The organism is Jiangella sp. DSM 45060 (assembly GCF_900105175.1).
GTDB lineage: Bacteria > Actinomycetota > Actinomycetes > Jiangellales > Jiangellaceae > Jiangella.
This window is the reverse complement of sequence record NZ_LT629771.1, coordinates 2,726,230-2,749,988: the sequence shown is the minus strand read 5'-3', so window position 1 is coordinate 2,749,988 and position 23,759 is coordinate 2,726,230. Positions and strand designations below refer to the sequence as shown.

General features: G+C 72.8%; 24 protein-coding genes. 7 read left to right on the top strand and 17 right to left on the bottom strand.

The window, feature by feature from the left end:
- Nucleotides 1-87 precede the first annotated feature (87 nt).
- The 6 genes from BLU82_RS12390 to BLU82_RS12365 all read left to right on the top strand — a co-directional run bounded on the left by BLU82_RS12390 (nt 88) and on the right by BLU82_RS12365 (nt 6,205).
- Nucleotides 88-1,017, top strand: a complete 930-nt coding sequence (locus BLU82_RS12390) for a 5'-3' exonuclease (RefSeq protein ID WP_231947777.1) — start codon at nt 88-90, stop codon at nt 1,015-1,017.
- 6 nt (nt 1,018-1,023) lie between these two features.
- Nucleotides 1,024-1,380, top strand: a complete 357-nt coding sequence (locus BLU82_RS12385; protein WP_092620379.1) for a hypothetical protein — start codon at nt 1,024-1,026, stop codon at nt 1,378-1,380.
- A gap of 82 nt (nt 1,381-1,462) precedes the next feature.
- Nucleotides 1,463-2,329, top strand: a complete 867-nt coding sequence (locus BLU82_RS12380; protein WP_092620376.1) for an SDR family NAD(P)-dependent oxidoreductase — start codon at nt 1,463-1,465, stop codon at nt 2,327-2,329.
- 67 nt (nt 2,330-2,396) lie between these two features.
- Nucleotides 2,397-3,950, top strand: a complete 1,554-nt coding sequence (locus tag BLU82_RS12375; protein ID WP_092620373.1) for an MFS transporter — start codon at nt 2,397-2,399, stop codon at nt 3,948-3,950.
- An 85-nt stretch (nt 3,951-4,035) separates the two neighbouring features.
- On the top strand, nt 4,036-5,241 hold the full coding sequence (locus tag BLU82_RS12370) for an NAD(P)/FAD-dependent oxidoreductase (RefSeq protein WP_092620370.1): 1,206 nt from the start codon (nt 4,036-4,038) through the stop codon (nt 5,239-5,241).
- A gap of 10 nt (nt 5,242-5,251) precedes the next feature.
- Entirely contained in the window at nt 5,252-6,205 is a 954-nt protein-coding gene (locus tag BLU82_RS12365; protein ID WP_172885588.1) for a sigma-70 family RNA polymerase sigma factor, read from the top strand.
- 1 nt (nt 6,206) lies between these two features.
- Here BLU82_RS12365 and BLU82_RS12360 read toward each other — a convergent pair whose 3' ends face one another.
- From BLU82_RS12360 to BLU82_RS12330, 8 genes are all read right to left on the bottom strand, one after another.
- Nucleotides 6,207-7,202 (bottom strand): NAD-dependent epimerase/dehydratase family protein, encoded by a 996-nt coding sequence (locus BLU82_RS12360; RefSeq protein WP_092620364.1) that lies wholly within the window; start codon nt 7,200-7,202, stop codon nt 6,207-6,209.
- A gap of 12 nt (nt 7,203-7,214) precedes the next feature.
- Nucleotides 7,215-9,974 carry an RNA helicase gene (locus tag BLU82_RS12355; protein ID WP_092620361.1) on the bottom strand — a complete coding sequence of 920 codons (2,760 nt, stop codon included), beginning with the start codon at nt 9,972-9,974 and terminating at the stop codon, nt 7,215-7,217.
- Between the two features lie 4 nt (nt 9,975-9,978).
- Nucleotides 9,979-10,878, bottom strand: a complete 900-nt coding sequence (locus tag BLU82_RS12350) for a diacylglycerol kinase (RefSeq protein WP_092620358.1) — start codon at nt 10,876-10,878, stop codon at nt 9,979-9,981.
- A complete protein-coding gene (tatC, locus tag BLU82_RS12345) occupies nt 10,859-11,725 on the bottom strand; it encodes a twin-arginine translocase subunit TatC (RefSeq protein ID WP_157740849.1) in 867 nt (288 codons plus the stop codon). The genes BLU82_RS12350 and tatC overlap by 20 nt, the downstream gene beginning before the upstream one ends.
- A 28-nt stretch (nt 11,726-11,753) precedes the next feature.
- Nucleotides 11,754-12,029 carry a Sec-independent protein translocase subunit TatA gene (tatA, locus tag BLU82_RS12340; protein WP_092620352.1) on the bottom strand — a complete coding sequence of 92 codons (276 nt, stop codon included), beginning with the start codon at nt 12,027-12,029 and terminating at the stop codon, nt 11,754-11,756.
- An 84-nt stretch (nt 12,030-12,113) separates the two neighbouring features.
- Complete coding sequence (locus tag BLU82_RS34125; RefSeq protein WP_157740847.1) at nt 12,114-12,287, bottom strand: hypothetical protein; 174 nt, start codon at nt 12,285-12,287, stop codon at nt 12,114-12,116.
- Between the two features lie 9 nt (nt 12,288-12,296).
- A complete protein-coding gene (locus tag BLU82_RS12335) occupies nt 12,297-13,346 on the bottom strand; it encodes a YafY family protein (RefSeq protein ID WP_197682904.1) in 1,050 nt (349 codons plus the stop codon).
- Nucleotides 13,343-14,317, bottom strand: a complete 975-nt coding sequence (locus BLU82_RS12330) for a YafY family protein (protein WP_197682903.1) — start codon at nt 14,315-14,317, stop codon at nt 13,343-13,345. The genes BLU82_RS12335 and BLU82_RS12330 overlap by 4 nt, the downstream gene beginning before the upstream one ends.
- A gap of 54 nt (nt 14,318-14,371) precedes the next feature.
- Between BLU82_RS12330 and BLU82_RS12325 the strand changes: the two genes are divergently transcribed.
- Nucleotides 14,372-15,460, top strand: a complete 1,089-nt coding sequence (locus BLU82_RS12325; RefSeq protein ID WP_092620349.1) for a DUF3866 family protein — start codon at nt 14,372-14,374, stop codon at nt 15,458-15,460.
- 53 nt (nt 15,461-15,513) lie between these two features.
- Here the strand turns inward: BLU82_RS12325 and BLU82_RS12320 are convergent, their stop codons facing one another.
- From BLU82_RS12320 to BLU82_RS12280, 9 genes are all read right to left on the bottom strand, one after another.
- Nucleotides 15,514-15,879: an FKBP-type peptidyl-prolyl cis-trans isomerase gene (locus BLU82_RS12320; RefSeq protein WP_092620346.1), complete on the bottom strand. Its 366-nt coding sequence runs from the start codon at nt 15,877-15,879 to the stop codon at nt 15,514-15,516.
- A complete protein-coding gene (locus BLU82_RS35090) occupies nt 15,879-16,955 on the bottom strand; it encodes an FKBP-type peptidyl-prolyl cis-trans isomerase (RefSeq protein ID WP_231947776.1) in 1,077 nt (358 codons plus the stop codon). The genes BLU82_RS12320 and BLU82_RS35090 overlap by 1 nt, the downstream gene beginning before the upstream one ends.
- Nucleotides 16,956-17,066: 111 nt before the next feature.
- Nucleotides 17,067-18,428, bottom strand: a complete 1,362-nt coding sequence (gene pafA / locus BLU82_RS12310) for a Pup--protein ligase (RefSeq protein WP_069113361.1) — start codon at nt 18,426-18,428, stop codon at nt 17,067-17,069.
- 9 nt (nt 18,429-18,437) lie between these two features.
- Nucleotides 18,438-19,178 carry a proteasome subunit alpha gene (gene prcA / locus BLU82_RS12305; RefSeq protein WP_092620343.1) on the bottom strand — a complete coding sequence of 247 codons (741 nt, stop codon included), beginning with the start codon at nt 19,176-19,178 and terminating at the stop codon, nt 18,438-18,440.
- A 53-nt stretch (nt 19,179-19,231) separates the two neighbouring features.
- Complete coding sequence (gene prcB / locus BLU82_RS12300; RefSeq protein ID WP_092620340.1) at nt 19,232-20,074, bottom strand: proteasome subunit beta; 843 nt, start codon at nt 20,072-20,074, stop codon at nt 19,232-19,234.
- Nucleotides 20,075-20,284, bottom strand: coding sequence for a ubiquitin-like protein Pup (locus BLU82_RS12295; RefSeq protein WP_069113364.1), 210 nt, complete (start codon nt 20,282-20,284; stop codon nt 20,075-20,077). It lies immediately after the preceding gene.
- A gap of 373 nt (nt 20,285-20,657) precedes the next feature.
- Nucleotides 20,658-22,169 (bottom strand): depupylase/deamidase Dop, encoded by a 1,512-nt coding sequence (gene dop / locus BLU82_RS12290; RefSeq protein WP_092620337.1) that lies wholly within the window; start codon nt 22,167-22,169, stop codon nt 20,658-20,660.
- A gap of 9 nt (nt 22,170-22,178) precedes the next feature.
- Entirely contained in the window at nt 22,179-22,727 is a 549-nt protein-coding gene (locus BLU82_RS12285) for a GNAT family N-acetyltransferase (RefSeq protein WP_197682900.1), read from the bottom strand.
- Between the two features lie 3 nt (nt 22,728-22,730).
- Nucleotides 22,731-23,756: a Gfo/Idh/MocA family protein gene (locus BLU82_RS12280; RefSeq protein ID WP_092620335.1), complete on the bottom strand. Its 1,026-nt coding sequence runs from the start codon at nt 23,754-23,756 to the stop codon at nt 22,731-22,733.
- Between the last annotated feature and the right edge of the window lie 3 nt (nt 23,757-23,759).

Sequence of the window (23,759 nt, the reverse complement as noted above, 5' to 3'; positions counted from 1 at the left end):
TGCCCCCCGGCGTCTTCCTGCAACGTAGGACCGCCGTCAGGGCCTGTCAACGACCGTGCGGCCGCCCGCCTCAGTAGGCTGACGGCCATGCCCGGGACCGAGAACCGCCTGATGCTCCTCGACACCGCCTCGCTGTACTTCCGCGCCTTCTTCGGCGTGCCCGAGTCGATCAAGGCGCCCGACGGCACGCCGGTCAACGCCGTGCGCGGGCTGCTCGACTTCATCGCCCGGCTCACCACCGATCGCCGGCCGGCTCGGCTGGTGGCCTGCCTCGACGCCGACTGGCGCCCGGCGTTCCGGGTGGCGCTGCTGCCGTCGTACAAGGCGCACCGGCTGGCCAACGCCGCGCGCAACATCGAGGAGGTGCCCGCGGCGCTGGAGGCGCAGCTGCCGATCATCGGCGACGTGCTGACGGCGCTGGGCATCGCGCACTTCGGGGTGCCGGGCTTCGAGGCCGACGACGTCATCGGCACGCTCGCGTCCGGCGACAAGGGCCCGGTCGACGTCGTCACCGGCGACCGCGACCTGTTCCAGCTGGTCGACGACGAACGGGGCGTGCGCATCCTGTACACCGCCCGCGGGGTCGGCCGGCACGAGGTGGTCGACGAGTCGGTGGTGGCGGCGAAGTACGGCATCCCGGGCCGCTCGTACGCCGACTTCGCGACGCTGCGCGGCGACCCCAGCGATGGCCTGCCCGGCGTGTCCGGCGTCGGCGACAAGACCGCCGCCACGCTGATCACCCGGTTCGGCACCATCGACGGCCTGCTGGCGGCGCTCGACGACCCCGCGGCGGAGCTGTCGCCGACGCTGCGGCGCAAGCTCGCCGACGCCCACGACTACCTGGCCGTCGCCCCCGAGGTCGTCAAGGTGCGCCACGACGTCCCGCTGCCCGCGTACGACGACACTCTGCCGTCGGCGCCGGCCGACCCGGAGGCGCTGGTCGAGCTGGCGAACCGGTGGGGCCTCGACTCCTCGCTGAACCGGGTGCTCAACGCGTTCGGGCCGGCTCCGGCGTAGCCGCCGATGCGCACCGGTCTCGTCGCGGCCGCGCTGGTCGTCGCCGTCCTCGCCGCCGGCTGTGACGACGACGGCGACGACGCGGCGAGCTGCGACTTCGACCCCGCCGAGTGGGCCGGCCTCGACCCCGCCGACGACGACGAGGGTGCCCGCAAGGGTGAGCTGGCCGACGTCGTCGTCGACTGCGGCCTGCTCGACGACGCCACTCGGGCCGAGACCGCCGAGCTGCTCGGCGAGGGCGGCGCGGCCGACGCCGCCCGCTGGGAGTACTCGACCCAGCCGACGATGATCGACTTCGAGCTGCTGGTCGTCGACTTCGGCGCCGACGACACCGTCACCCGGGTCCACTTCGGCCAGAGCTGACGAACGCCGGCGATGTCACAGCCGCGCCGGTCCGTCTCGTCTGGGGATTCGAGAGCCAACCCCGGAGAGATGCGGAGTGACCATGAGCAAGGTGTGGTTCGTCACCGGTTCGTCCCGCGGCCTCGGCCGCGAGTTCGTCGAGGCGGCGCTGTCGCGCGGCGACCAGGTGGCGGCGACGGCCCGGAACATCGCGACCCTGGACGACCTCGTCGCCACCCATGGCGACGCGGTGCTCCCGCTCGAGATGGATGTGACCGACCGGGCCGGCGTGTTCCGGAGTGTGCAGCGGGCGCACGAGCACTTCGGCCGTCTCGATGTCGTCGTCAGCAACGCGGGCTATGCCCTGGTCGGTGCCGTCGAGGAGCTGTCCGAGCAGCAGCTGCGCGACGTGCTGGACACCAACCTGTTCGGCGCGGTGCGGGTCGTGCAGGCCGTGGTGCCATACCTGCGCGAGCAGGGCAGCGGGCACATCGTCCAGCTGTCGTCGATGGCGGGCCTGTTCTCGGCGCCGCTGGGCGGCGGGTACCACGCGTCGAAGTGGGCCCTCGAGGGCTTGCTCGACTCGCTGTCGCAGGAGGTCGGCGAGTTCGGCGTCAAGGTGACGGTGGTCGCCCCCGGCGGCTTCGCCACCCGGCGCGGCGGTGAGAAGCCCGACCCGCTCACCGACGGCGACCAGGCCGTCCGCAACCCGATCTACGACGGCGCCCGCGAGCGCATCGCCGCGTTCGTCGACAAGTCCCCCGGCGGCGACCCGGCCGCTGCGGCCCAGGCGCTGCTGACGCTCGTCGATTCGGACAACCCGCCGTTGCGGGTGTTCTTCGGCCCTCAGGGCTACCAGATCGTGCAGAAGGTCTACGCCGACCGGCTCGCGACCTGGGCGCAGTGGCAGGACCTCGCCGTCGAAGCGCACGGCAAGGCCGAGCACGACCTCGGGCCCACCGTGGTCTGAGCCCTCGTGTGAGCCATGCCATAGGCCGGACCCGTCAGCAACCGGGGCGTCGTTCCGCTCAACTCACATGAGCACGAACTACGCACAGGCGGCACCCGCTGACGGGGCCGGCCGGGGCGCGCCGGACGCGCGTCAGCTGCGCACGATCCTGATCGCCGTCTCGATGGCGCTGATGGCCGTCATCGCCTCGGTGGCCGGGCTGAACGTCGCCCAGACGCACCTGGCCGTCGACTTCGACACCTCGCAGAACACGGTCCTGTGGATCGTCAACATCTACACCCTCGCCCTGGCCGCGCTGCTGCTGCCGCTCGGCGCGATCGGCGACCGGCTGGGCCGTAAGCCCATGCTGATCGCCGGGCTGGCCGTCTTCGGCGTCGCGAGCATCGTGGCGGGGCTGGCCCCGACCGCCGAGGTGATGATCGCCGCGCGCGTGGTCAGCGGGGTCGGTGCCGCGACGATCATGCCCATCACCCTGGCCGTCATCACCTCCACCTTCCCCGAGGAGCAGCGAGGGAAGGCGATCGGCGTGTGGACCGGCGTCGCCGGAGGCGGCGGCATCCTGGGCATGTTCCTCTCCGCCCTGCTCGTCGACGTCGCCGACTGGCGCTGGATGTTCGCCCTGCCGGTCGCCCTGGTGGTCGTGGCCATGGCCATGACGCTGACGTCGGTGCCCAACTCGCACGAGCGCTCCGCCCACCCCTTCGACACCGCCGGCGCGCTGGTGTCCGTCGCCGCCGTGGCAGCGCTCATCTTCGTCCTGCAGGAGGGTCCGCACCGCGGCTGGACGGCGCCCGCGACGCTGATCGCCCTCACCGCCGGCCTCGTCGCCACGGCCGGTTTCGTGGCCTGGGAGCTGCGCCGCCGGAACGCCTCGCTGCTGGACGTGCGCCTGTTCCGGGATCGCGGCCTGGCCGGTGGCTCGGTCACGCTGGCCGTGGTCTTCGCCGTCCAGGGCGGTGTCTCCGTGGTGCTCTTCCCGTTCCTCCAGGCCGTGGCCGGCTGGTCGGGACTGCTGTCCGCGGCGGCGCTGCTGCCCGTGGCCGTCTCGATGATGATGTCCGCCGCCCTGGCGCCCAGGCTGGCCGCGCGGACCGGCCACCGGGCGACCATGATCGCGGGGATCGCGCTGACCGGCGCCAGCCTGGCACTCATGGCGCTGTTCGTCTCCGTCGACGGCGGTTATCTGTCGATCCTGCCCGGCGTCGTCGTCATGGGCGTCGGGCTGGGCCTGGCCATGGTGCCGTCGACCGAAGCCATCACCCGCTCGCTGCCGAAGGAGAAACAAGGCGTCGCCTCGGCCCTCAACGACGTCACCCGCGAGTTCGGCACCGCGCTCGGCGTCGCCCTGCTGGGCGCGATCCTGTCGGCGGGCTACCGCAACGCCATGGACGACCAGCTGGACGGCGTCTCCCAGGAGACCGCGGACACCGCGCGGGAGGGCATCGCCAACGCTCTCGAGGCCGCGGGCACACAGGCGCCGGATCTCGTCCACGCCGCTCAGCAGTCCTACGTGGACGGATGGCAGCAGTCCATGTGGGCGGGCTTCGCCGTCATGGGCGCGCTGCTCGCCTACATCGTCCTGCGCGGCCCGAAGGACGCCACCAGCGGCACGACGGTGTGACGCAGGCCACACGCTGCACCTGTCAGGAATCGCGGCGCTGTCCCGCTCAACTCACGAAGGCGGAACGAACCGACAGGAGCATCGCATGAAGCACCGCATCGTCGTCCTCGGCGCGGGCTATGCCGGGGCCTACGTGGCCGGGAACCTGGCCCGCCGGCTGTCCCCGGAGGACACCGAGATCACCGTGGTCAACGCGGCGGCGGAGTTCGTCCAGCGGCAGCGGCTGAACCAGCTGGCGGCCGGCCGGGAGGTCGCTGCCCCGCCGCTCACCGAGGTCTTCGGCGGCACGCAGATTCGGCTGCGCCTCGCCAGGGTCACCGCCGTCGACCCCGAGCGCCGGGTCGTCGCGGTGGCCGACCGCGACGGCGGTGGCGAGGTCGGCTACGACACGCTCGTCTACGCGCTCGGCAGCCACGTCGCCGGCCACGTCGTCACCGGGGTCGCCGAGCACGCCTTCGATGTCGCCACCCGGCCCTCGGCGCTGCGCCTGCGCGAGCACCTGGACGGCCTCGACGGCCGCGGCGGCGGGCGGGTGCTGGTCGTCGGGGACGGGCTGACCGGCATCGAGACCGCCACCGAGATCGCCGAGGCCCGGCCCGGCCTGTCGGTGTCGCTGCTCGCCCGCGGCGAGCTGGCCGTCCGGCTCGCCCCCGGCGCCCGCGAGCATCTGCGCCGGGCCTGCGACCGGCTGGGCGTCACCGTGCTGGAGCACACCGGCGTCGACGCCGTCGAGGCCACCCGGGTGCGGTGCGCCGACGGCACCGTCCTGGCCTCCGACGCGACGGTGTGGACGGCCGGGTTCGCGGTCAGCCCCATCGCCGCCGCGAGCGGGCTGGAGGTCACCGACAACGGTCAGATCGTCGTCGACCGCACCATGCGGTCGGTCTCGCACCCGGACGTCTACGCCGTCGGCGACAGCGTCTACACCATCGGCGAGAACGGCCGGCAGCTGCCGATGAACTGCGGTTCGGCCGGCTTCACCGGCCGGCAGGCCATCGAGGCGATGGTAGGACGCCTGACCGGCCGCAAGATCGCGAACGTCAAGCTGGTGTACTGGTACAACGCCATCAGCCTCGGACGCCGCGACGGCATACTGCAGCTCATCGACGGTTCGGCGCAGGCCAGGCGGCGGTTCGTGCGCGGCCGGAAGGCCGTGCGGATCAAATCCGGCGTCCAATGGGGCGCGCTGCAGGGCACCATGCACCCGTCGGCCTTCGGCCGGCCCAGGCGCCGACGCCGTCTGGCCGCCGTCACGGCCGAATCCGCCCGGACGACGGCGGGGCAACCCTAGGGTGGTCCGCGTGGACAGCACCGCCGCCGATCGCTTCGACGCCGGTCGGTTCGAGGCCAGCCGTCACCGGCTGGCCTCGCTGGCGTACCGGATGCTGGGGTCCGCCGCCGACGCCGAGGACACCGTCCAGGATGCGTTCCTGCACTGGCAGGCCGCCGACCGGCAGCGCATCCAGGTCCCGGAGGCGTGGCTGACCAAGGTCGTCACCAACCTGTGTCTCGACCGGCTCCGCTCGGCGCAGGCCCGCCGCGAACGCACGGCCGGCGCGTGGCTGCCCGAGCCGCTGCTGGAGGGCGACCCGATGCTCGGCCCAGCCGGCACCTACGAGCAGCGCGAATCGGTGTCGCTGGCGGTGCTGACGCTGATGGAGCGGCTGTCACCCGTCGAACGGGCCGTCTACCTCCTGCGCGAGGCGTTCTCCTACGGCCACGCCGAGATCGCCGAGATCCTCGACATCAGCGAGTCCGCCAGCCAGCAGCACCTGCACCGGGCCCGGCGCCGCGTCACCGCGTCGCGGCCCCGCGGCGCTGACGTCGACCCGGCGGCCGCCCGCAGGATCGTCGAGGAGTTCTTCACCGCCGCCGCCTCGGGCCGCACCGAACCCCTGGTGGCGCTGCTCACCGACGACGCGACCGCGGTCTCCGACGGCGCCGGCCTGACCGCGACGCTGCTGCGCTACGACACCCCGCAACGCATCGCCGCCATCGCCCGGGCCGGCTTCGCGCCCACGCCGGCGAAGCGGCGGTTCGCCGGGGGCACGCCCGCCGTCCACTACGCGCTCGTCAACGCCTCCCCCGCCATCCTCTTCGTGCTCGGCGACCAGGTCGTCGGCGCGGTGACGTTCGACCTCACCGGCGGCCGCATCGCCGCCGTCTGCGGGGTCGCCGCGCCCGGCCGCCTCACCCGCCTCGCCGACGCCTGGCGGCGGCACCAGCCGGGCCCGCCGCTGGTCACCGAGTGGTGAGCTAGGACGACGCCAGCAGGGCGGCCTCGACCTCCGGGTCGAGGCCGACCGCCGGCCGGTCGGACCGCTGCGGCGCGGTGCCGCCGATCGACTCCAGCCAGGCCCACGTGTCGGCGACGGTCTCCTCGACCGGCCGTGGCGCCAGCCCCGCCGCCAGCGCCCGGGAGACGTCGGCGGAGTGCAGGCCGAAGCTCTCGTACTCGTGCCCCGGCGGGATCCAGACCGGCAGGTCGGTCCACGGCTGCACGCCGGCGGCGAGAATCGGCCCGGGGTCGACCCAGCGCAGCGTCGCCAACCCGCCCGTGGCGGCCACGACGGCGTCCAGCAGCGACCCCATGGTCGCGTGGCCGGGCCGGCTGACGGCGTTGAACACGCCACCGGTGCCGGCGGCGGCCGACGACAGCAGCCAGGCGGCGAGGTCGCGGCCGTCGATGTACTGAATGGGCAGCTCCCGCGGCCCGGGCGCCAGCATCGGCCCGCCGCGCGCGGCCCGGGTCAGCCACCACGGCAGCCGGCCGACGTCCTCGTACGGGCCGAGGATCAGCCCGGCGCGGGCGATCAGGGCGCGTTCGCCGAACGCGCCCAGCGCGGCCAGCTCGCCGCCGGCCTTCTGCTCGCCGTACTCGCCGTCCTCGGCGGACGGCGACGATGCCAGCACCGGCGCGGACTCGTCGGCGCCGGGCGGCACCGGCGGCGCGTACACCGACCGGCTGGACACGTACGCGTACGTCCCCACCTGCCCCGACAGCAGCGCCGCGCTGTCGCGAACGGCGCGCGGCGCGCCCGACCAGGTGTCGACGACGGCGTCCCACTCGCGCCCGCGCAGCACGTCCAGCGAGGACGGCGTCAGGCGGTCGCCGTGCAGCACCTCGGCCCCGGCGACGGACCCGCCGCGCCGGCCGCGGTTGAACGTCGTCACCTCCCAGCCGCGCCCCACCGCGTCGAGGACGACGGCGCGGCCGACGAACCCGGACCCGCCCAGCACCAGCAGCCGCATCGGACCTCCCAGTCAGGCCGTCAGCGTCGCATACGCCACCACGCCGCGCCGCAGCGCACCCGCCGCCAGCCGCGCGGTCTCGCGCAGCGGGGTGCCCGACGCGGCGTCGGCGACCTGGTCGAGGAGGTCGAGCAGCTGACGGACGGCCCGGACGAAGTCGCCGGCGGCCAGCTCGGCGTCGCGCAGCACCGAGTCCAGGGGATGGCCGCTGGCCCACCGCCAGGCGGCGTGGGTGAAGCCGAGGTCGGGCTCGCGCAGGAAGTCCAGCCGGTGGGTGGACTCGACGTGGTCGAGGTCGCCCCACAGCCGCACCATCTCGGCCAGCACGTCGCGGACGCGCCCCGGTGGCAGCCGCGGCGGGACGGCGTCGTCGGGCTGGCGCGACTCGTAGGTCAGCGCGGCGACGGCGGCGGCCAGCTCGGCCGGGTCCAGGCCGGCCCACACGTCGCGCCGGATGCACTCGGCGGCCAGCAGGTCCAGCTCGCCGTAGAGCCGGGCCAGCCGCCGCCCCGACGGCGTCACCTCGTCGCCGGACAGGTAGTCGAGGTCCTCCAGGACGCGGCAGACGCGGTCGAACTGGCGGGCGACGGTGTTGGTGCGGGACTCGACCCGGCGCTGCAGCTGGTCGGCCTCGCGGCGCAGGCGCAGCCAGCGCTCGGCCCAGCGGGCGTGCTCGTCGCGGTCCGGGCAGCGGTGGCACGGGTGGTCGCGCAGCTGCCGCCGCAGCCGGGCCAGTTCCTCGTCGTCGGCCGCCGCGGACCGGCTGCGGCGCCGCCCGTGGTGCTGCCGGCCACCGTCGTCGGGCGCCTTGGCCCGCAGCGACGCGGCGAGGTCGCGCCGCGACGCCGGCACCCGCGGGTTGAACGAGCGCGGGATGCGCAGCTTCGCCAGCGGCTCGACCGCGCTCGGGAAGTCGATCAGCGACAGCCGGCGCACCTGCCGGCCCTCGGTGAGGACGGTCGGGCGCGGGCCGTCGCCGCCGTGCGGGCCGCGTTCGGGCATGCCGGGGTCGAGGACGACGGCGAGGCCGGCGAACTTGCCGGTCGGGACCCGGATGACGTCGCCCGGGCGCAGCTTCTCCAGCGCCGCCGCGGACGCCGCCCGGCGCTGCGCGGTGCCCTCGCGGGCCAGCTGGGTCTCGCGGTCCTTGATCGCCTGCCGCAGCTGGGCGTACTCCTGGAAGTCGCCCTTGTCGCAGGTCATGGCCTCGTGATAGCCCTCGAGCGCCTCCTCGGCGCGGCGCAGCTGGCGGGCCAGCCCGACGACGGCGCGGTCGGCCTGGAACTGCGCGAACGACGACTCCAGGATCTCCCGCGCGGGCGTGCGTCCGACCGATCCGACCAGGTTGATGGCCATGTTGTAGGACGGCCGGAAGGACGAGCGCAGCGGGAACGTCCGCGTCGAGGCCAGCCCGGCGACCGCCGTGGGGTCGAACCCGGGCTGCCACAGCACGACAGCGTGCCCCTCGATGTCGATGCCGCGCCGCCCGGCCCGGCCGGTGAGCTGGGTGTACTCCCCCGGCGTGACGTCGGCGTGGGTCTCGCCGTTCCACTTGACCAGCCGCTCCAGCACGACGGTGCGGGCCGGCATGTTGATGCCCAGCGCGAGCGTCTCGGTGGCGAAGACGGCGCGGATCAGCCCGCGGACGAACAGCTCCTCGACCACCTCCTTGAACGTCGGCAGCATGCCCGCGTGGTGCGCCGCGATGCCGCGTTCCAGGCCCTCGGCCCACTCGTGGTAGCCGAGGACGTGGAGGTCGCCCTCGGGGATGCCGGAGGTGCGCTCCTCGATCAGCTCCCTGATCTCGACCCGCTCGTCCGGCGAGGTCAGCCGCACACCGGCGCTCAGGCACTGCTGCACGGCCGCCTCGCAGCCGGCCCGGCTGAACACGAACACGATGGCCGGCAGCAGCCCGGCGGCGTCGAGCTTCTCGAGCACCTCGACCCGGCCCGGCGTGTACGTGCCGCGCGGACGGCGTGGCGGTCGCCCGCCGCGGCCCGCACGCCCGCCGGGCCGGGAGCCGCGGAAGTCGTCGCGGCCGGCCCGGACCAGCTCCGGACTGACCACCCGGCGGCCCTCGCCGTCGGCCTCGCCCTGCCCGAACAGGTCGTACAGCCGCGACCCGACCATGACGTGCTGCCACAGCGGCACCGGCCGCTTCTCCTCGACGACGACGTCGGTGTCGCCGCGGACGGTGGTCAGCCAGTCGCCGAACTCCTCGGCATTGGAGACGGTCGCCGACAGCGAGATGACGCTCACCGACTCGGGCAGGTTGATGATCACCTCTTCCCAGACCGCTCCGCGGAAGCGGTCGGCGAGGTAGTGCACCTCGTCCATGACGACGTAGCTCAGCCCGTTCAGCGTCGCCGAGCCGGCGTAGAGCATGTTCCGCAGCACCTCGGTGGTCATGACGACCACGGGCGCCTCACCGTTGACGGTGTTGTCGCCGGTCAGCAGGCCGACCTTGTCCTCGCCGTGGCGCTCTCCAAGTTCGTGGTATTTCTGGTTCGACAGCGCCTTGATCGGCGTGGTGTAGAAGCACTTGCGGCCCTCCTCGAGGGCCAGGTGCACGGCGAACTCGCCGACCAGCGTCTTGCCGGCGCCGGTCGGCGCCGCCACCAGCACCCCGCGGCCGGCCTCGACGCTGCGGCAGGCACGCAGCTGGAAGTCGTCGAGCTCGAACCCGTACCCGGCCTGGAAGGCCCGTAACTGCGGGGACGGATCGCGTTGCCGCTCATATGCTGCCGCGTAGCGTTCCGCCGGCGAACTCATGGGGCTACGGTAACCCGGCCGCCGGGGCGTACACCTGCTGGGCGCGCGGGACGACGTCGAACGTCCGGGGCAGCGGGCCGAGCCGTTCGCCGTCGACGTAGGCGGTGATGCCGGGCGCGTCGAGCTTGACCCGCCGGGCTCGGTGCACGGTGACGAACGGGTACACCGTGTGGGTGCCGCGCTTGACCCGGCGGAACGCCCTGACCAGCGTCGCCCGGCTCACCGGCGCCACCACGACGACGTCGAACAGGCCGTCGTCGAGCTCCGCGCCGGGGGTGATGCGCAGGCCGCCGCCGTAGGACGCGATGTTGCCGACGGCGATCAGCATGGCGTCGAGGTCGAGCACCTCGCCGTCGAGCTCCAGGTGGTACGGGATGGGCGCGAAGACGCCCAGTTCGGCGAAGGTGGCGAGGTCGTAGCGGCGCGGCCCCTTCGGCCAGCGCATGCGGTTGACGCGGTCGTTCACCTTCGCGTCGAAGCCGGCCGCGACGACGCCGGCGAACCACTGGCCGTCGGTGCGGCCGAGGTCGACCTCGCGCAGCGCACCGACGGCGACGATGCCGGCGGCGGCGTCGGGGTCGCGCAGCGGCAGCCCGAGCGCCCGCGCGAAGTCGTTGCCGGTGCCGGCCGGAATCACGCCGAACGGGGTGCCGGAGCCGGCGACGGCCTGCAGGCCGAGGTGCACCATGCCGTCGCCGCCCACCACGACCAGCGCGCGGACGCCGTCCTCGACGCTCTCGCGGGCGAGGTCGGCCGCCTCACGCACGTCGCGCCCGGCCAGCGTGCGCACCGTCAGCCCGGCCTCGGCCAGCCGGTGCGCCGCACGCCGGCCGGCCCGGGCGCCACGCCCACGGCCGGCCGACGGGTTGATCAGGAGGGCGAGCTCATCGGCGGCGGTCGTCATCGTCGTCGATGCGGCCCAGTTGGTCCAGGACGTCGTCAGGCGTGGCCTCGTCGTCGGCCAGCGCGTTCGCGGGCTGACGGTCGCGACGCTTGTCCATGACGCGGCAGACCAGCACCGCGACCTCGAACAGCAGCCACATCGGGACGGCCAGCACCATCAGCGACAGCGGGTCGCCGGTGGGTGTCGCGACGGCGCCGAAGGCGAAGATGCCGACGATGACCCAGCGACGGGCGGTGCCGAGCGTCTCGTGCCGCAGCACGCCGACGGCGTTGAGCAGCACCACGAAGATGGGCAGCAGGAAGCCGATGCCGAAGACCAGCACGAGCCGGATTGCGAAGCTCAGGTAGCTGTTGAAGTCGACCAGCATCGAGGTGTCGCCCGGCGCGAAGTTCTGCATGAAGATCATCGCGCGCGGCATCAGCCACATCGCCAGCACGACGCCGAGGCCGAACATCGGCACCGCCGCGCCGACGACGGCCAGCGCCCACTTCTTCTCGTTGCGGTACAGCGCCGGGGTGATGAACGCCCACAGCTGGTAGATCCAGACCGGCGCGCCGAACACGATGCCGGTGAGCATGGCGATGCGCAGCGGCACCGTCAGAGGGTCGAGCATCTCGCGGAAGTTGAGGTCGGCCTTCCGGCCGGTCTCGCGTGCCGCGTCGATGAACGGATCGACGAGGAAGTCGAAGATGCGCTCGCGGAAGACGAACCCGAGGATGCCGAACGCCACCACCGCGAGCGCGGACCACATGAGGCGGTTGCGCAGCTCGCGCAGGTGTTCGGTGAGGGTCATGCGGCCCTCGGGGTCGCGCTCCGGCTTGGAGCCCTTACCCCGACGGCCGATCACGGTCGCCACGTCGGATCAGCGACGCGGGTCAGGCGTCGCGGCGCGGCTCGTCGGCCTGCTGCTGGGCCGGCTGCTGCGGGGCGGCCTGCTGCTCGACGGCGCGCGGCGCCGGCTGCTGCGCCTGCGGGGCGCCCTCGCCGGTGACGTCCTTGTCGTCCTTGTTGATCAGGCCCTCGGTCTCGGACTTGAAGATCTTCAGCGACTGCCCGAGCCCGCGCGCCGCCTGCGGCAGCCGCTTGGCCCCGAAGAGGAGCAGCACGATGGCCAAGACGATGACCAGTTGCCAGGTGCCGATGCTACCCATGGTCGACCTCTTCCTGATGGGGACGTCCCGTCGATGGTACCCGCCATACCGGACGGGCCTGGCATGCCGGACGCGTGCCGGGGACTACTTCAACCTCGATCCTACGGTTTCGTCAAGGTCGTCTTGCAGAGCGTTCATCTCGCGGCCGAGCGTGCCGAGCTTGCGCAGGAGCACCCAACCGGCCCGTACGACGAGCACGATGGCCAGCACCAGCGCGACGGCCAGCGCGACGAACAGCCAAGCGGCGAGTGCGGACATGCCCCGACCCTACCCGCCGTACCCGGCCAGCGCGTCGCGGGCGGCCGCGGTGACCTCGGCGGACAGGTCGGCCGGCGCGACGACCCGGCCGGTGCTGCCCAGCCGCAGCGCCAGCCGTCGCACCCAGGCGCGGTCGCGGGCGCGCAGCCGCAGCCGCAGCGCGTCGCCGGGCAGCTCCTCGGCGGACTCGTACGGGTAGTAGTCGGCCACCCACCGGCCGGCCGGCGTCAGCTCGAACGTCACCAACTCGTCATCGGGCGACGGCTGGAACAGGCCGCCGTCGAGGTCGCGGGGGCGCGCCTCGCTGGGGACCTCGGCCGCGACGTCGAGCTCCTTGACGTCGAGGACGCGGTCGAGCCGGAACAGCCGCACCGACTCGGCACGGTGGCACCAGCCCTCGAGATAGAGCCGGCCGTCGACCACGACCAGCCGCATGGGGTCGACGTCGCGCTCGGTGGCCTCGTCGCGGGCGGGCACCCAGTAGGACAGGTGCAGGCGGTTCTTGGCGTCGAGCGCTCCGCGCACGGTGGCGGCGACGTCGGCGACGGCGTCGCCGTCGACCTGCACCTGCACGGACGCGGCCTGCTGGGCGGCCTCGCCGGCGGCGTTCTCGAGCTTCGTGATGGCCCGCTCGACGGCGCCGCGCTCGAACGAGCCGGGCACCGACGCCAGCGTGCGCAGCGCGACGATCAGCGCGACCGCCTCGTCGGTGCGCAGCCGCAGCGGCCGGGCGAGGTAGTCGGCGTTCGAGACGCTGATGATGCCCTCGCCCTCGACCGCCTCCATGTCGACCTCGATGTAGTCGCCCATCTGCAGGCCGGGCAGGCCGGAGAACCAGAGCACCTGGAGGTCGCGGATGACCTGCCGCTCGCTCACCCCGAACAGCGCGGCCACCTCGGAGACCTTCGCGCTGGGGTGCGAGCGCAGGTATGGCAGCATCGACAGCAGCCGCGTGACCTGCGCCTGCGCGCTGTCGGCGCGGCGGGTGGGCGCAGCGCTCTTGGCGGGCGTCCGCTTGCGGGTGGTCCGCTTCGCCGGCGTCTTCTTCGCCGGTGTCACGCCGGCACCGCCAGGATGGCGCGCAGCCGCTCGACGACGGCGTCGCGCAGTTCCACCGGCGTCAGCGCGACGACGTCGGCGCCGTGGCTGACCAGCTCTTCGGCCAGCGCCTGGTTGCTCGTGTAGGGCACCGTCACCTCGTCCCATCCGGTGGTCGCGTCGGTCGCCACGAACGTAGCGCGCCGGCGCAGTCCGTGCCCGCTGCCGTGCCGGACGCGGACCGTGGCGTGCAGGACGGGCGAGCGCTCGGGCGGGGCGAGGCTGGCGGCCGCCTCGCGGACGGTCTCGGGCGCCGGGACCTCGTAGCCGCCGGCCGGGCCGTCGGTGCGCACGTCGCCGACGATGCGCGACATGCGGAACATGCGGGCCGCCTCGCGGACGGTGTCGAAGCCGACGACGTACCAGCGGCCGTGCCAGGACAGCACGCTCCACGGCTGCAGGTGCCGCAGCAGCGGCTCGGACGTCGAGCTCTTGCGGTGGTGGAAGGCGACCGGACGGCGATCGCGCACGGCCTCCCAGAGTGGCCAGAACGCCGGCTCCTCTCCCCCGACCCGCGGCTCGACGGCGCCCAGCGACCGGGTGTCGGCCTCGACACCGACCGCCTGGAGCTTCAGCACAGCCGTGCTGGACGCCTCGGCGAGGTACGTGTGCTGCCAGACCCGGGCGGCCAGGCCGACGACCGCGGCTTCGTCGGGCTCGAGGCGGATCTCCGGCAGCTCGAACTCGTCCCGCAGGATGCGGTAGCCGGCCTCTTCGTCGCCCATGGGGTCGAACGAGCCGGTCTCGATCGGGATGCCGACCTCGCGCAGCTCCTCCTTGTCGCGCTCGAACATGCGTTCGAAAGCGTCGTCGTTCTGATCGCCGTACCCCCCGACGACCTCGCGAATCCGGCTCTTCGGCACGTACCCGCGCGCGACGAGCAAACAGATGACGAGGTTCATCAGCCGCTCGCTCTTGGCCGCCTGCGACACGCCTACCCCCAATCCCTTGCCAGCGCGAGACTAGCCAATAGCTAGTCTCAACGCGTGATTCGCTGGCGAAACGGTGTTGTCAAAACAGTAGACGCCTCCTGGCCCGGTGCCACGCAACTGCGTGTCGAGGTCGGCGGCGAGCAGGTGCGCGCCCTGGCCTACGACCACCTGGTCGGCCGGCCGCGGCCGGGCGAGATCGTCGTGCTCAACACCACGGCGCAGGCCATGGGCCTGGGCACCGGCGGCTACGCGCTCGTCGTCGCCGTACCGAACCAACTGCCGCCCGACCCCGAGCCGGGGCCCGGGCATCTGGTCAAGGCCCGGTACACACCACTGCAGGCCACCGTGCTGGGCGTCGACGAGCAGGACTCCGAGTGGCACGAGGTGCTGCGCGAGGCCGACGACCTCGAGGGGCTGCCGGTCGTCACGGCCGACCTGCACTCGGCGCTGCCGGCGATCCTGGCCGGCCTGACGACGTCCGCGCGGTTCCCCGCCGACATCCGCGTGGCGTACGTCATGACCGACGGCGGCGCGCTGCCGCTGTGGTTCAGCAAGACGGCGGCGGCGCTGCGCGAGGCCGGCTGGCTGGCCGGCACGATCACGGCCGGACAGGCCTTCGGCGGCGATCTGGAGGCCGTGACGCTGCACACCGCGCTGCTGGCCGCCAAGCACGTCCTGGAGGCCGACATCGCCGTCGTGACGCAGGGACCGGGCAATCTGGGCACCGGCACCCGCTGGGGCTTCTCCGGCGTCGCCTGCGGCGAGGCGGTCAACGCGACGGTGGTGCTGGGCGGGCGGCCGGTGGGGTCGCTGCGGGTCAGCTCGGCCGACCCACGGGCCCGGCACCACGGCGTGTCGCACCACAGCCTGACGGCGTACGGCAAGGTCGCGCTCGCGCCCGCCGACATCGTCGTCCCGGATCTGCCCGGCGAGTTCGGCGAGAAGGTGCGCACCCAGGCGGCCCGGCTGGGCAACCGGCACAACCTCGTCTCCGTGCCCGTCGACGGGCTGGAGGAGGCCCTGGCGGCCGCGCCCGTCGGGTTGTCCACGATGGGCCGCGGCCTCGACGAGGACACCGCCTACTTCCTCGCCGCGGCCGCCGCCGGCAAGCACGCCGGGGCCCTGCTCGAGCACGACGGCTGACACGCGCGGACTCCCGTCACCCGGCCGGGTGACGGGAGTCCGCGGTGCTGTCGCTACTTGACGTCGAGCAGGTCGATGACGAAGACCAGCGTCTTGCCGGACAGCCGGTGACCGCCGCCGGCCGGGCCGTAGGCCTGGTCGGGCGGGACGACCAGCTGACGGCGGCCGCCCACGCGCATGCCCGGGATGCCGTCCTGCCAGCCCTTGATCAGGCCGCGCAGCGGGAACTCGATCGGCGCGCCGCGGTTCCACGAGGCGTCGAACTCCTCGCCGGTCTCGAACTCCACGCCCACGTAGTGGACGAGGACGGTCGCGCCGGGCGCGGCCTCGGCGCCGTCTCCGACAGTGAGGTCGCTGATCTGGAGGTCGGCCGGGGCGTCGCCGCCGACGAAGTCGATCTCGGGCCGGTCGAGTCCCATCAGTAGCTCCCGATGACGTCGATGACCAGCACCAGCGGCGTGCCCGCGGTGCCGTCCTGGGCGGCGTTGTCCGTGGCGGAGATGCGGCTGACCACCCGGCTGCCGATGTTCGCGCCGGTCAGCGCCTCGGCGAGGCCGGGGATGCCGGCCAGCTGCTCGGCGGCCAGCGTCAGCGGCGCCTGGCCCTCGTCCCACGTCGTGATGACGTCGGCGCCGTCGGGGTAGGACGCCTGGACCATGTTGACCACCAGGTTCGCGCCCACGGGCTCGCCGTCGCCGGCGACGACCAGCGTGGAGTCGGACGCCTCCGGCGGCGTGGCGCCGGCGAAGTCGATGGTCGGCGCGGCGCCGTCGGCGCCGTCGGCGACGGCCGGCAGGCCCGCGGGCAGGTCGGCGACGGGCTCACCGGAGGCCTGCGCCGCCGGGTCGATGGAGTCGACGATCTCGACCACGAACACCAGGGTGTCGTTCTGCAGGTCGTGGCCCTCCTGGCCGCCGTAGCCCTGGTCGGGCGGGATCGACAGCAGCACGCGCGAGCCCACGGTCTGGCCGGCCAGACCGTCCTTCCACCCCGGGATGACCTGGTTCAGCGAGAAGCTGGCCGCGCTGCCGCGGTCGTAGGAGTTGTCGAAGACGTACGGCTCGGCGTCGCCGGAGGCCGCGTCGTCGGAGGGGTCGGCGCTGGCGCCGTCCTCGGGCGTGGCGGCGCCGCCGACGTCGCCCTCGGCGGGCGGCTCGGTGGCCGCGGGGTCCTCGGCGGGCGGCTCCTCCGCCGGCGGCATCTCGGACGCAGGCGGGCGCGGCGCCCACGTCTGGCCGAGGTAGTTGGCCACGACGACGTCGTTCTCGCCGACCTCGTCGCCGTCGCCCTCGTCGAGGACCTCGATCTGCAGGTCCTCGGGCGGGTCCTCGTCGGGGATGGTGAGCGTCGGCTTCTCGCCCTGCGCGCCGGTGACCTCGACGCCCAGGTCGGTCGTGGCCGTGGAGTCGCCGTCACCGCCGTCGTCGCTCCCGCAGGCGGAGAGCGCGAGGGCGGATGACACGATCAGAGCGGCCAGAGCATGTCGTCTGCGCACGGTGAACTAGTCCTTCATCTCAATCGCGGGCTGTTGGTGTTCCGACCAAACAGCAACCCTAAGCGCTGCACCTGAGAACTACCTGAACGGGCTGCGGCAGGCAGCTTACGCTCACATTCCCTCGATGAGGCGGGCGACCCGCTCGTCGACGGACCGGAACGGGTCCTTGCACAACACCGTACGTTGGGCCTGGTCGTTGAGCTTCAGATGCACCCAGTCGACGGTGAAGTCGCGGCGGCGCTCCTGCGCCCGCTTGATGAACTCGCCGCGCAGTTTGGCCCGGGTGGTCTGCGGCGGCACCGACTTGGCCTCGAAGATCTCGACGTCGCGGGCCACCCGCTGCACCTGGCCGCGCTTCTCCAGCAGGTAGTACAGGCCGCGGCCGCGGTGGATGTCGTGGTAGGCGAGGTCGAGCTGGGCCACCCGCGGGTGCGTCAGCGTCATGTTGTGCTTGGCGCGGTAGCGCTCGATCAGCCGGTACTTCGTGACCCAGTCGATCTCGCCCTCGACCAACGCGAGGTCGGCGGAGTCGATGGCCTTGATGGTGCGCTCCCACAGCTCCAGCACCCGCTGCACGGCCGGGGTGGCCAGCTCACGACGCTCGACGAAGTCGCGGGCCTTGGTGAAGTACTCTTCCTGGATCTCCAGCGCGGACGCCTCGCGGCCGCCGGCCAGCCGGACCTTGCGGCGTCCGGTGAGGTCGTGGCTGATCTCGCGGATGGCCCGGATGGGGTTCTCCAGCGTCATGTCGCGCAGCCCCACGCCGGCCTCGATCATGCGCAGCACGAGGTCGGTGGCGCCGACCTTCAGCAGCGTGGTGCACTCGTTCATGTTGGAGTCGCCGACGATGACGTGCAGCCGGCGGTACCGCTCGGCGTCGGCGTGCGGCTCGTCGCGGGTGTTGATGATGGGCCGGCTGCGGGTGGTGGCGCTCGACACGCCCTCCCAGATGTGCTCGGCCCGCTGGCTGACCGCGAACACCGCGCCCCGCGGCGTCTGCAGCACCTTGCCGGCGCCGCAGATGATCTGCCGGGTGACCAGGAACGGGATGAGGATGTCGGCCAGCCGGGAGAACTCGCCGTGCCGTCCGACCAGGTAGTTCTCGTGGCAGCCGTAGGAGTTGCCGGCGGAGTCGGTGTTGTTCTTGAACAGGTAGACGTCGCCGGCGATGCCCTCTTCGGCCAGCCGCTTCTCGGCGTCGACCAGCAGCCCTTCGAGCACCCGCTCGCCGGCCTTGTCGTGCGTGACGAGGTCGGTGATGCTGTCGCACTCGGGCGTGGCGTACTCGGGATGGCTGCCGACGTCGAGGTACAGCCGCGCACCGTTGGACAGGAAGACGTTGCTGCTGCGGCCCCACGTGACGACCCGCCGGAACAGGTAGCGGGCGACCTCGTCGGGCGACAGGCGCCGCTGCCCGCGGAACGTGCACGTGACGCCGTACTCGTTCTCGAGACCGAAGATGCGGCGATCCATGAGTCGAGCCTAGTCGCCCGAGCCCTCGGAACCGGCCTCTGGCGAGGTCTCGGAACCGCCACGGTCGAGCAACGAGTCCAGGACCGGGCCGGTGAGCCGCCGGAACGTGCGCCGCGGCCGCTCGCGGTCGAGCACGGCGACCTCCAGCGACGACGGTGCCAGCTGCCGCGGCTCGTCGGTGTCGCGGCCCAGCGCGTCGACGGCGAGGCGCAGCGAGCCCTCGAGCGACGCGCCCTCGGTGAAGTGCTCGCCCACGTACCGGCCGACCTGCTCGGCCGCGCCGCCCATGACGGAGTAGCCGCTGTCGGCGGCCACCGAGCCGTCGTAGGTGATGCGGTAGATCTGGTCGGTGTCGATGGTGAGGCCCACCTCGGCCACCACCAGCTCGACCTCGTACGGCTTGGGGTCCTGGGTGAAGATGGTCCCCAGCGTCTGCGCGTACACGTTCGCCAGTGCCCGCCCCGACACGTCGACGCGGTCGTAGGAGAAGCCGCGGAGGTCGGCCATGCGCACCCCGGCCTGGCGCAGGTTCTCGAACTCGTTGTACTTCCCGACCGCGGCGAACGCGATGCGGTCGTAGATCTCACTGATCTTGTGCAGCGACGGCGACGGGCTCTCGGCCGCGAACAGGATGCCGCCCGCGTACTGGACGACGATGACCGACCGGCCGCGGGCGATGCCCTTGCGGGCGTAGTCGGCCCGGTCCTTCATGATCTGCTCGGGCGAGACGTATCCGAACTGCATCGACACCGATGGTCCTCTCGTGCGGGCTGGCGTGCTGGTGAGCTGGGGTGGTGCGGCTGTCAGCGCAGCGGCGCGACGGGGCCGTCGGGGCGGATGTCGCGGCCGGCCACGACCTCTTCGACGATCTGCGCGACCGCCTGCTCGTCGCGCTGCCGGTAGCCGGTCTCGTCGACCACCGCCACGATGGGGAAGATCTTGCGCTGGAGGTCGGGCCCGCCGGTGGCGGAGTCGTCGTCGGCGGCGTCGTACAACGCCTGGACCGTGACCGCGATGGCATCGTCGGCCGTGAGGTCGGCGCGGTACAGCTTCTTCAGCGCGCCGCGGGCGAACACCGAGCCCGAGCCGACCGAGAAGAACTGGTGCTCCTCGTAGCGCCCGCCGGTGACGTCGTAGGAGAAGATGCGCCCGCCGCCGGTGCCGAGGTCGTAGCCGGCGAACAGCGGCACCACCGCCAGGCCCTGCATGGCCATGCCGAGGTTGCCGCGGATCATGTGCGACAGCCGGTTGGCCTTGCCCTCGAGGGACAGCACCGTGCCCTCGATCTTCTCGTAGTGTTCCAGCTCGAGCTGGAACAATCGGATGAGCTCGAGGCCCAGCCCGGCCGAGCCGGCCATGCCGACCGCGGAGTACTCGTCGGCCTGGAAGACCTTCTGGATGTCGCGCTGGGCGATCATGTTGCCCATGGTGGCCCGCCGGTCGCCCGCCATGACCACCCCGCCCACGAACGTGGTGGCCACCAGCGTGGTGGCGTGCGGAGCCAGACCACCGAGGTCGGCGCCCGCCGGCACCCGGTTCCCCGGCAGCAACTCGGGCGAGTACTGCCGCAGGAACTCGGTGAACGACGACGTGCCCGGCGTCAGGAACTCCGCCGGCAGGCTGCCGAGACGCGAGACATCAACCACTTACTCTCCACCCTTCTGCACGAACGACCGGACGAAGTCCTCGGCGTTCTCCTCCAGCACCTCGTCGATCTCGTCGAGGATGGAGTCGACGTCGTCGTCGATCTTGTCCTGCCGCTCCTTGAGCTCTTCGCTCGACTCGGTCGCCTCGGTGTCCTCGACGTCCTCGTTCTTCCGGGTCTGCTTGTGACCGCCGGTCGTCTCACGCGCCATCGCCAACCTCCACCTGGTCGCCTTGAGAACGACCCTATCCAGGAGTGGTGACATCTTGCCGCCCCGGGACGCCGGATCGGGGCAGAGATTTTCCGCTTACGCCGACAGCGCAACCGCCTCCGGGCGGGCGTTCCCGGCATGACCTGCCCCGACGACGACGGGCCGGTCCCGCACGCCGGACTTCGATAGCAGGAGTCACGTTTCGGCCATCGTTTCGGGCTGTCGGCGTGGTTCTGGCTATCGAAGTCGGCATCCCCGCCCGCTGGTGACCCCGATGTCTCCATGATCAACTCGGCGGATGGACACCCCAGGGCGTGCCCAGGCTCCCCCGTCCCCTGATAGCCGGTCATGACGGGCGACGGGGACCGGGAACTCAGCGCTGGGTCAGTGCGCTGACCAGGTCGCCCGCCGTGTCGCACTGGTCCAGGAGGTCGCCGACGTGGGCCTTGGTGCCGCGGCTGGGGTCGAGCGTGGGCACCCGCTGCAGCGCCTCGCGTCCGGGGAGGTCGAAGATCACGGAGTCCCACGAGGCCGCCGCGATGGAGTCGGCGTACTTGTCGAGGCAGCGGCCGCGGAAATAGGCGCGGGTGTCCTCGGGCGGCAGGTGCACCGCGTCGTCGATCTCCTGGTCGGTGATGAGGCGCTGCATGCGGCCCTTCGCGACCAGCCGCCGGTACAGCCCGCGCTCGGGCCGGATGTCGGCGTACTGGAGGTCGATGAGGTGCAGCTTCGGGTGCGTCCAGTCCATGCCGTCGCGGTCGCGGTAGGACTGCAGCAGCGCCAGCTTGGCCACCCAGTCGAGCTGGTCGGACAGCGACATGGGATCGGTGGCCAGCGCCTGCAGGGTGGTCTCCCAGCGGGTCAGCACGTCGGCGGTGACGGGGTCGACGTCGGCGCCGTAGCGGTCCTCGACGTACTTGCGGGCCAGCTCGGCGTACTCGGTCTGGAGCTGGACGGCGGTGATCTTGCGGCCGTCAGACAGCTCGACCAGGTGCCTGAGCGTGGGGTCGTGCGAGATCTCGTGCAGCGCGCCGACCGGCCGCGACACCGCGAGGTCGCCGCCGAGGAAGCCGTCCTCGATCATGGCGAGGACGAGCGCCGTGGTGCCGAGCTTGAGGTAGGTGGAGATCTCGGAGAGGTTCGCGTCGCCGAGGATGACGTGCAGGCGGCGGTAGCGCTCGGGGTCGGCGTGCGGCTCGTCGCGGGTGTTGATGATCGGCCGCTTGAGGGTGGTCTCGAGCCCGACCTCGACCTCGAAGTAGTCGGCGCGCTGGGAGATCTGGAAGCCGTGCCCGCTGCCGTCCTGGCCGATGCCGACGCGACCCGCCCCGCACACGACCTGGCGCGACACGAAAAACGGGATGAGGTGGCGGACGATGTCGGCGAACGGCGTCGACCGGTTCATCAGGTAGTTCTCGTGGCAGCCGTACGAGGCGCCTTTGTTGTCGGTGTTGTTCTTGTACAACTGGATGGGCTGCGCGCCGGGCAGCCGGCCGGCCCACGTGGCCGCGACGCCCATGATGGCCTCGCCGGCCTTGTCCCAGACGACGGCGTCGCGCGGCGAGGTGACCTCGGGCGAGGAGTACTCGGGGTGGGCGTGGTCGACGTAGAGCCGGGCGCCGTTGGTGAGGATGAGGTTGGCCAGCCCGATCTCCTCGTCGGTGAGCTGGCTGGGGTCGGCGCCGCCGCGGGACAGCTCGAACCCGCGGGCGTCGCGCAGCGGGTTCTCCTCCTCGAAGTCCCACCTCGCCCGCCGCGCGTGCGCACGCTGCGCCGCATAGCCGTTGACCACCTGCGACGACGCCAGCATGGAGTTGGCCGCGGGATTGCTGGGCACCGAGATGCCGTACTCGGTCTCGATTCCCATGATGCGACGGGCACTCATGTCACGAGCCTACGGCAGCAGCCGCAGGATCGGCCGCTCCGGCGACCGCCGCGCCACCTCGACGAACCCCGCCCGGAGGAACGTGGAGACGTAACCCGTGCTGGTGGAGCTGGGCGAGACCGCGCCGTCCAGCGGATACGCCTCGACGGCGGGCGCGCCGGCCGCCCGGGCCAGCTCCACCGCGGCCGACACGAGCGCCGACGCGACGCCCTGCCGGCGCTGCCCCTTGCGGACGTAGAAGCAGGTGATCGCCCACACAGGGACGTCGTCGACGGCGCGCAGCCGCCAGGGCCGCTCCAGCGCGGGGACGGCGGAGCGCGGCGTCACCTGGCACCAGCCGACGGCGAGGTCGTCGTCGCCGAGGGCCAGCAGCCCGGGCGGCGGGCCGGCCGCGACGACGGCGCGGAAGTCGTCGCGGTTTCGCGCCACGGGCCGGCGCCGGTACGACGGGCCGAGGCGCCACGCCATGCACCAGCAGCGCGCCGCCGCTCCCCCGCTGCCGGCCAGGAGCTCCTCGAACGCCGGCCACAGCGCCTCGGTCAACGGCTCGACGCGCATGGCTCAGCGCAGCGACACGACCGGCGCCGGCTCCGGATAGCGGACGCCCAGCCCGTCGAGGGCCCGCTCCAGGATGGCGGCGATCTCGACGGTGTGCGCCAGCGGCATCTCCGGGCACTCGGTGCGGCCCTCGCGCACCGCCTGGGCGACCGCGCGCAGCATCGGCACGTAGCCGCGGCCCTCCTTCTCCCACTCGAACGTCTGGATCTCTTCGACGCCGCGCGCGGGCGCGTGCACCAGCCGCATGACCGTGGCCGCGTGGAACCGCGGCGGCACCTCGATGCGTCCCGTGGTGCCCATGACCAGCGCGGACCCGGGGATCGGCGAGATCAGCGACACGTCCAGGTGGGCCCGGACGCCCTCGGGCCAGGTGAGCAGCAGCCCGGCCTCGTTGTCGACGCCCTGCTCGTTCAGCGTGCCGGTGACGGTGAGCGCGGACGGCGCGCCGAGCAGCATCTGCGCGAACGCGACCGGGTAGATGCCGACGTCGAGCAGGACGCCGCCGCCCAGCGCGGGGTCCCACAGCCGGTCGGTGCGGGCGGCCGGCGCGACGAACCCGAGGTCGGCCGACACCGCGCGGACGTCGCCGATGGCGCCGTCGGCGACCAGCTGCCGCAGCCGCGTGATGAGCGGGTTGAACCGCGTCCACATGGCCTCCATGCAGAACACGCCGCGCTCGTGCGCCAGCTCGGCCAGCCGGGTGGTGTCGGCCAGCGACGTCGTGAACGCCTTCTCGCACAGCACCGCCTTGCCGGCCTCGAGGGCCAGCTCGACGACCGGCGCGTGCTGGGCGTGCGGGGTGGCGACGTAGACGACGTCGACGGCGGGGTCGTCGACCAGCGCGCGGACGTCGTCGTAGGCGCGGTCGACGCCGAGGTCGCGGGCGAACGCCTCGGCGCGGTCGAGCCGGCGGGAGCTGACCGCGGCCAGCCGGCTGTCCTCGAGCTGCCGCAGGTCGCCGGCGACGTTGTGAGCGATGGCGCCGGTGGCGACGACGCCCCAGCCGATGGAGCGCTGCGAGGAGGTCATGCC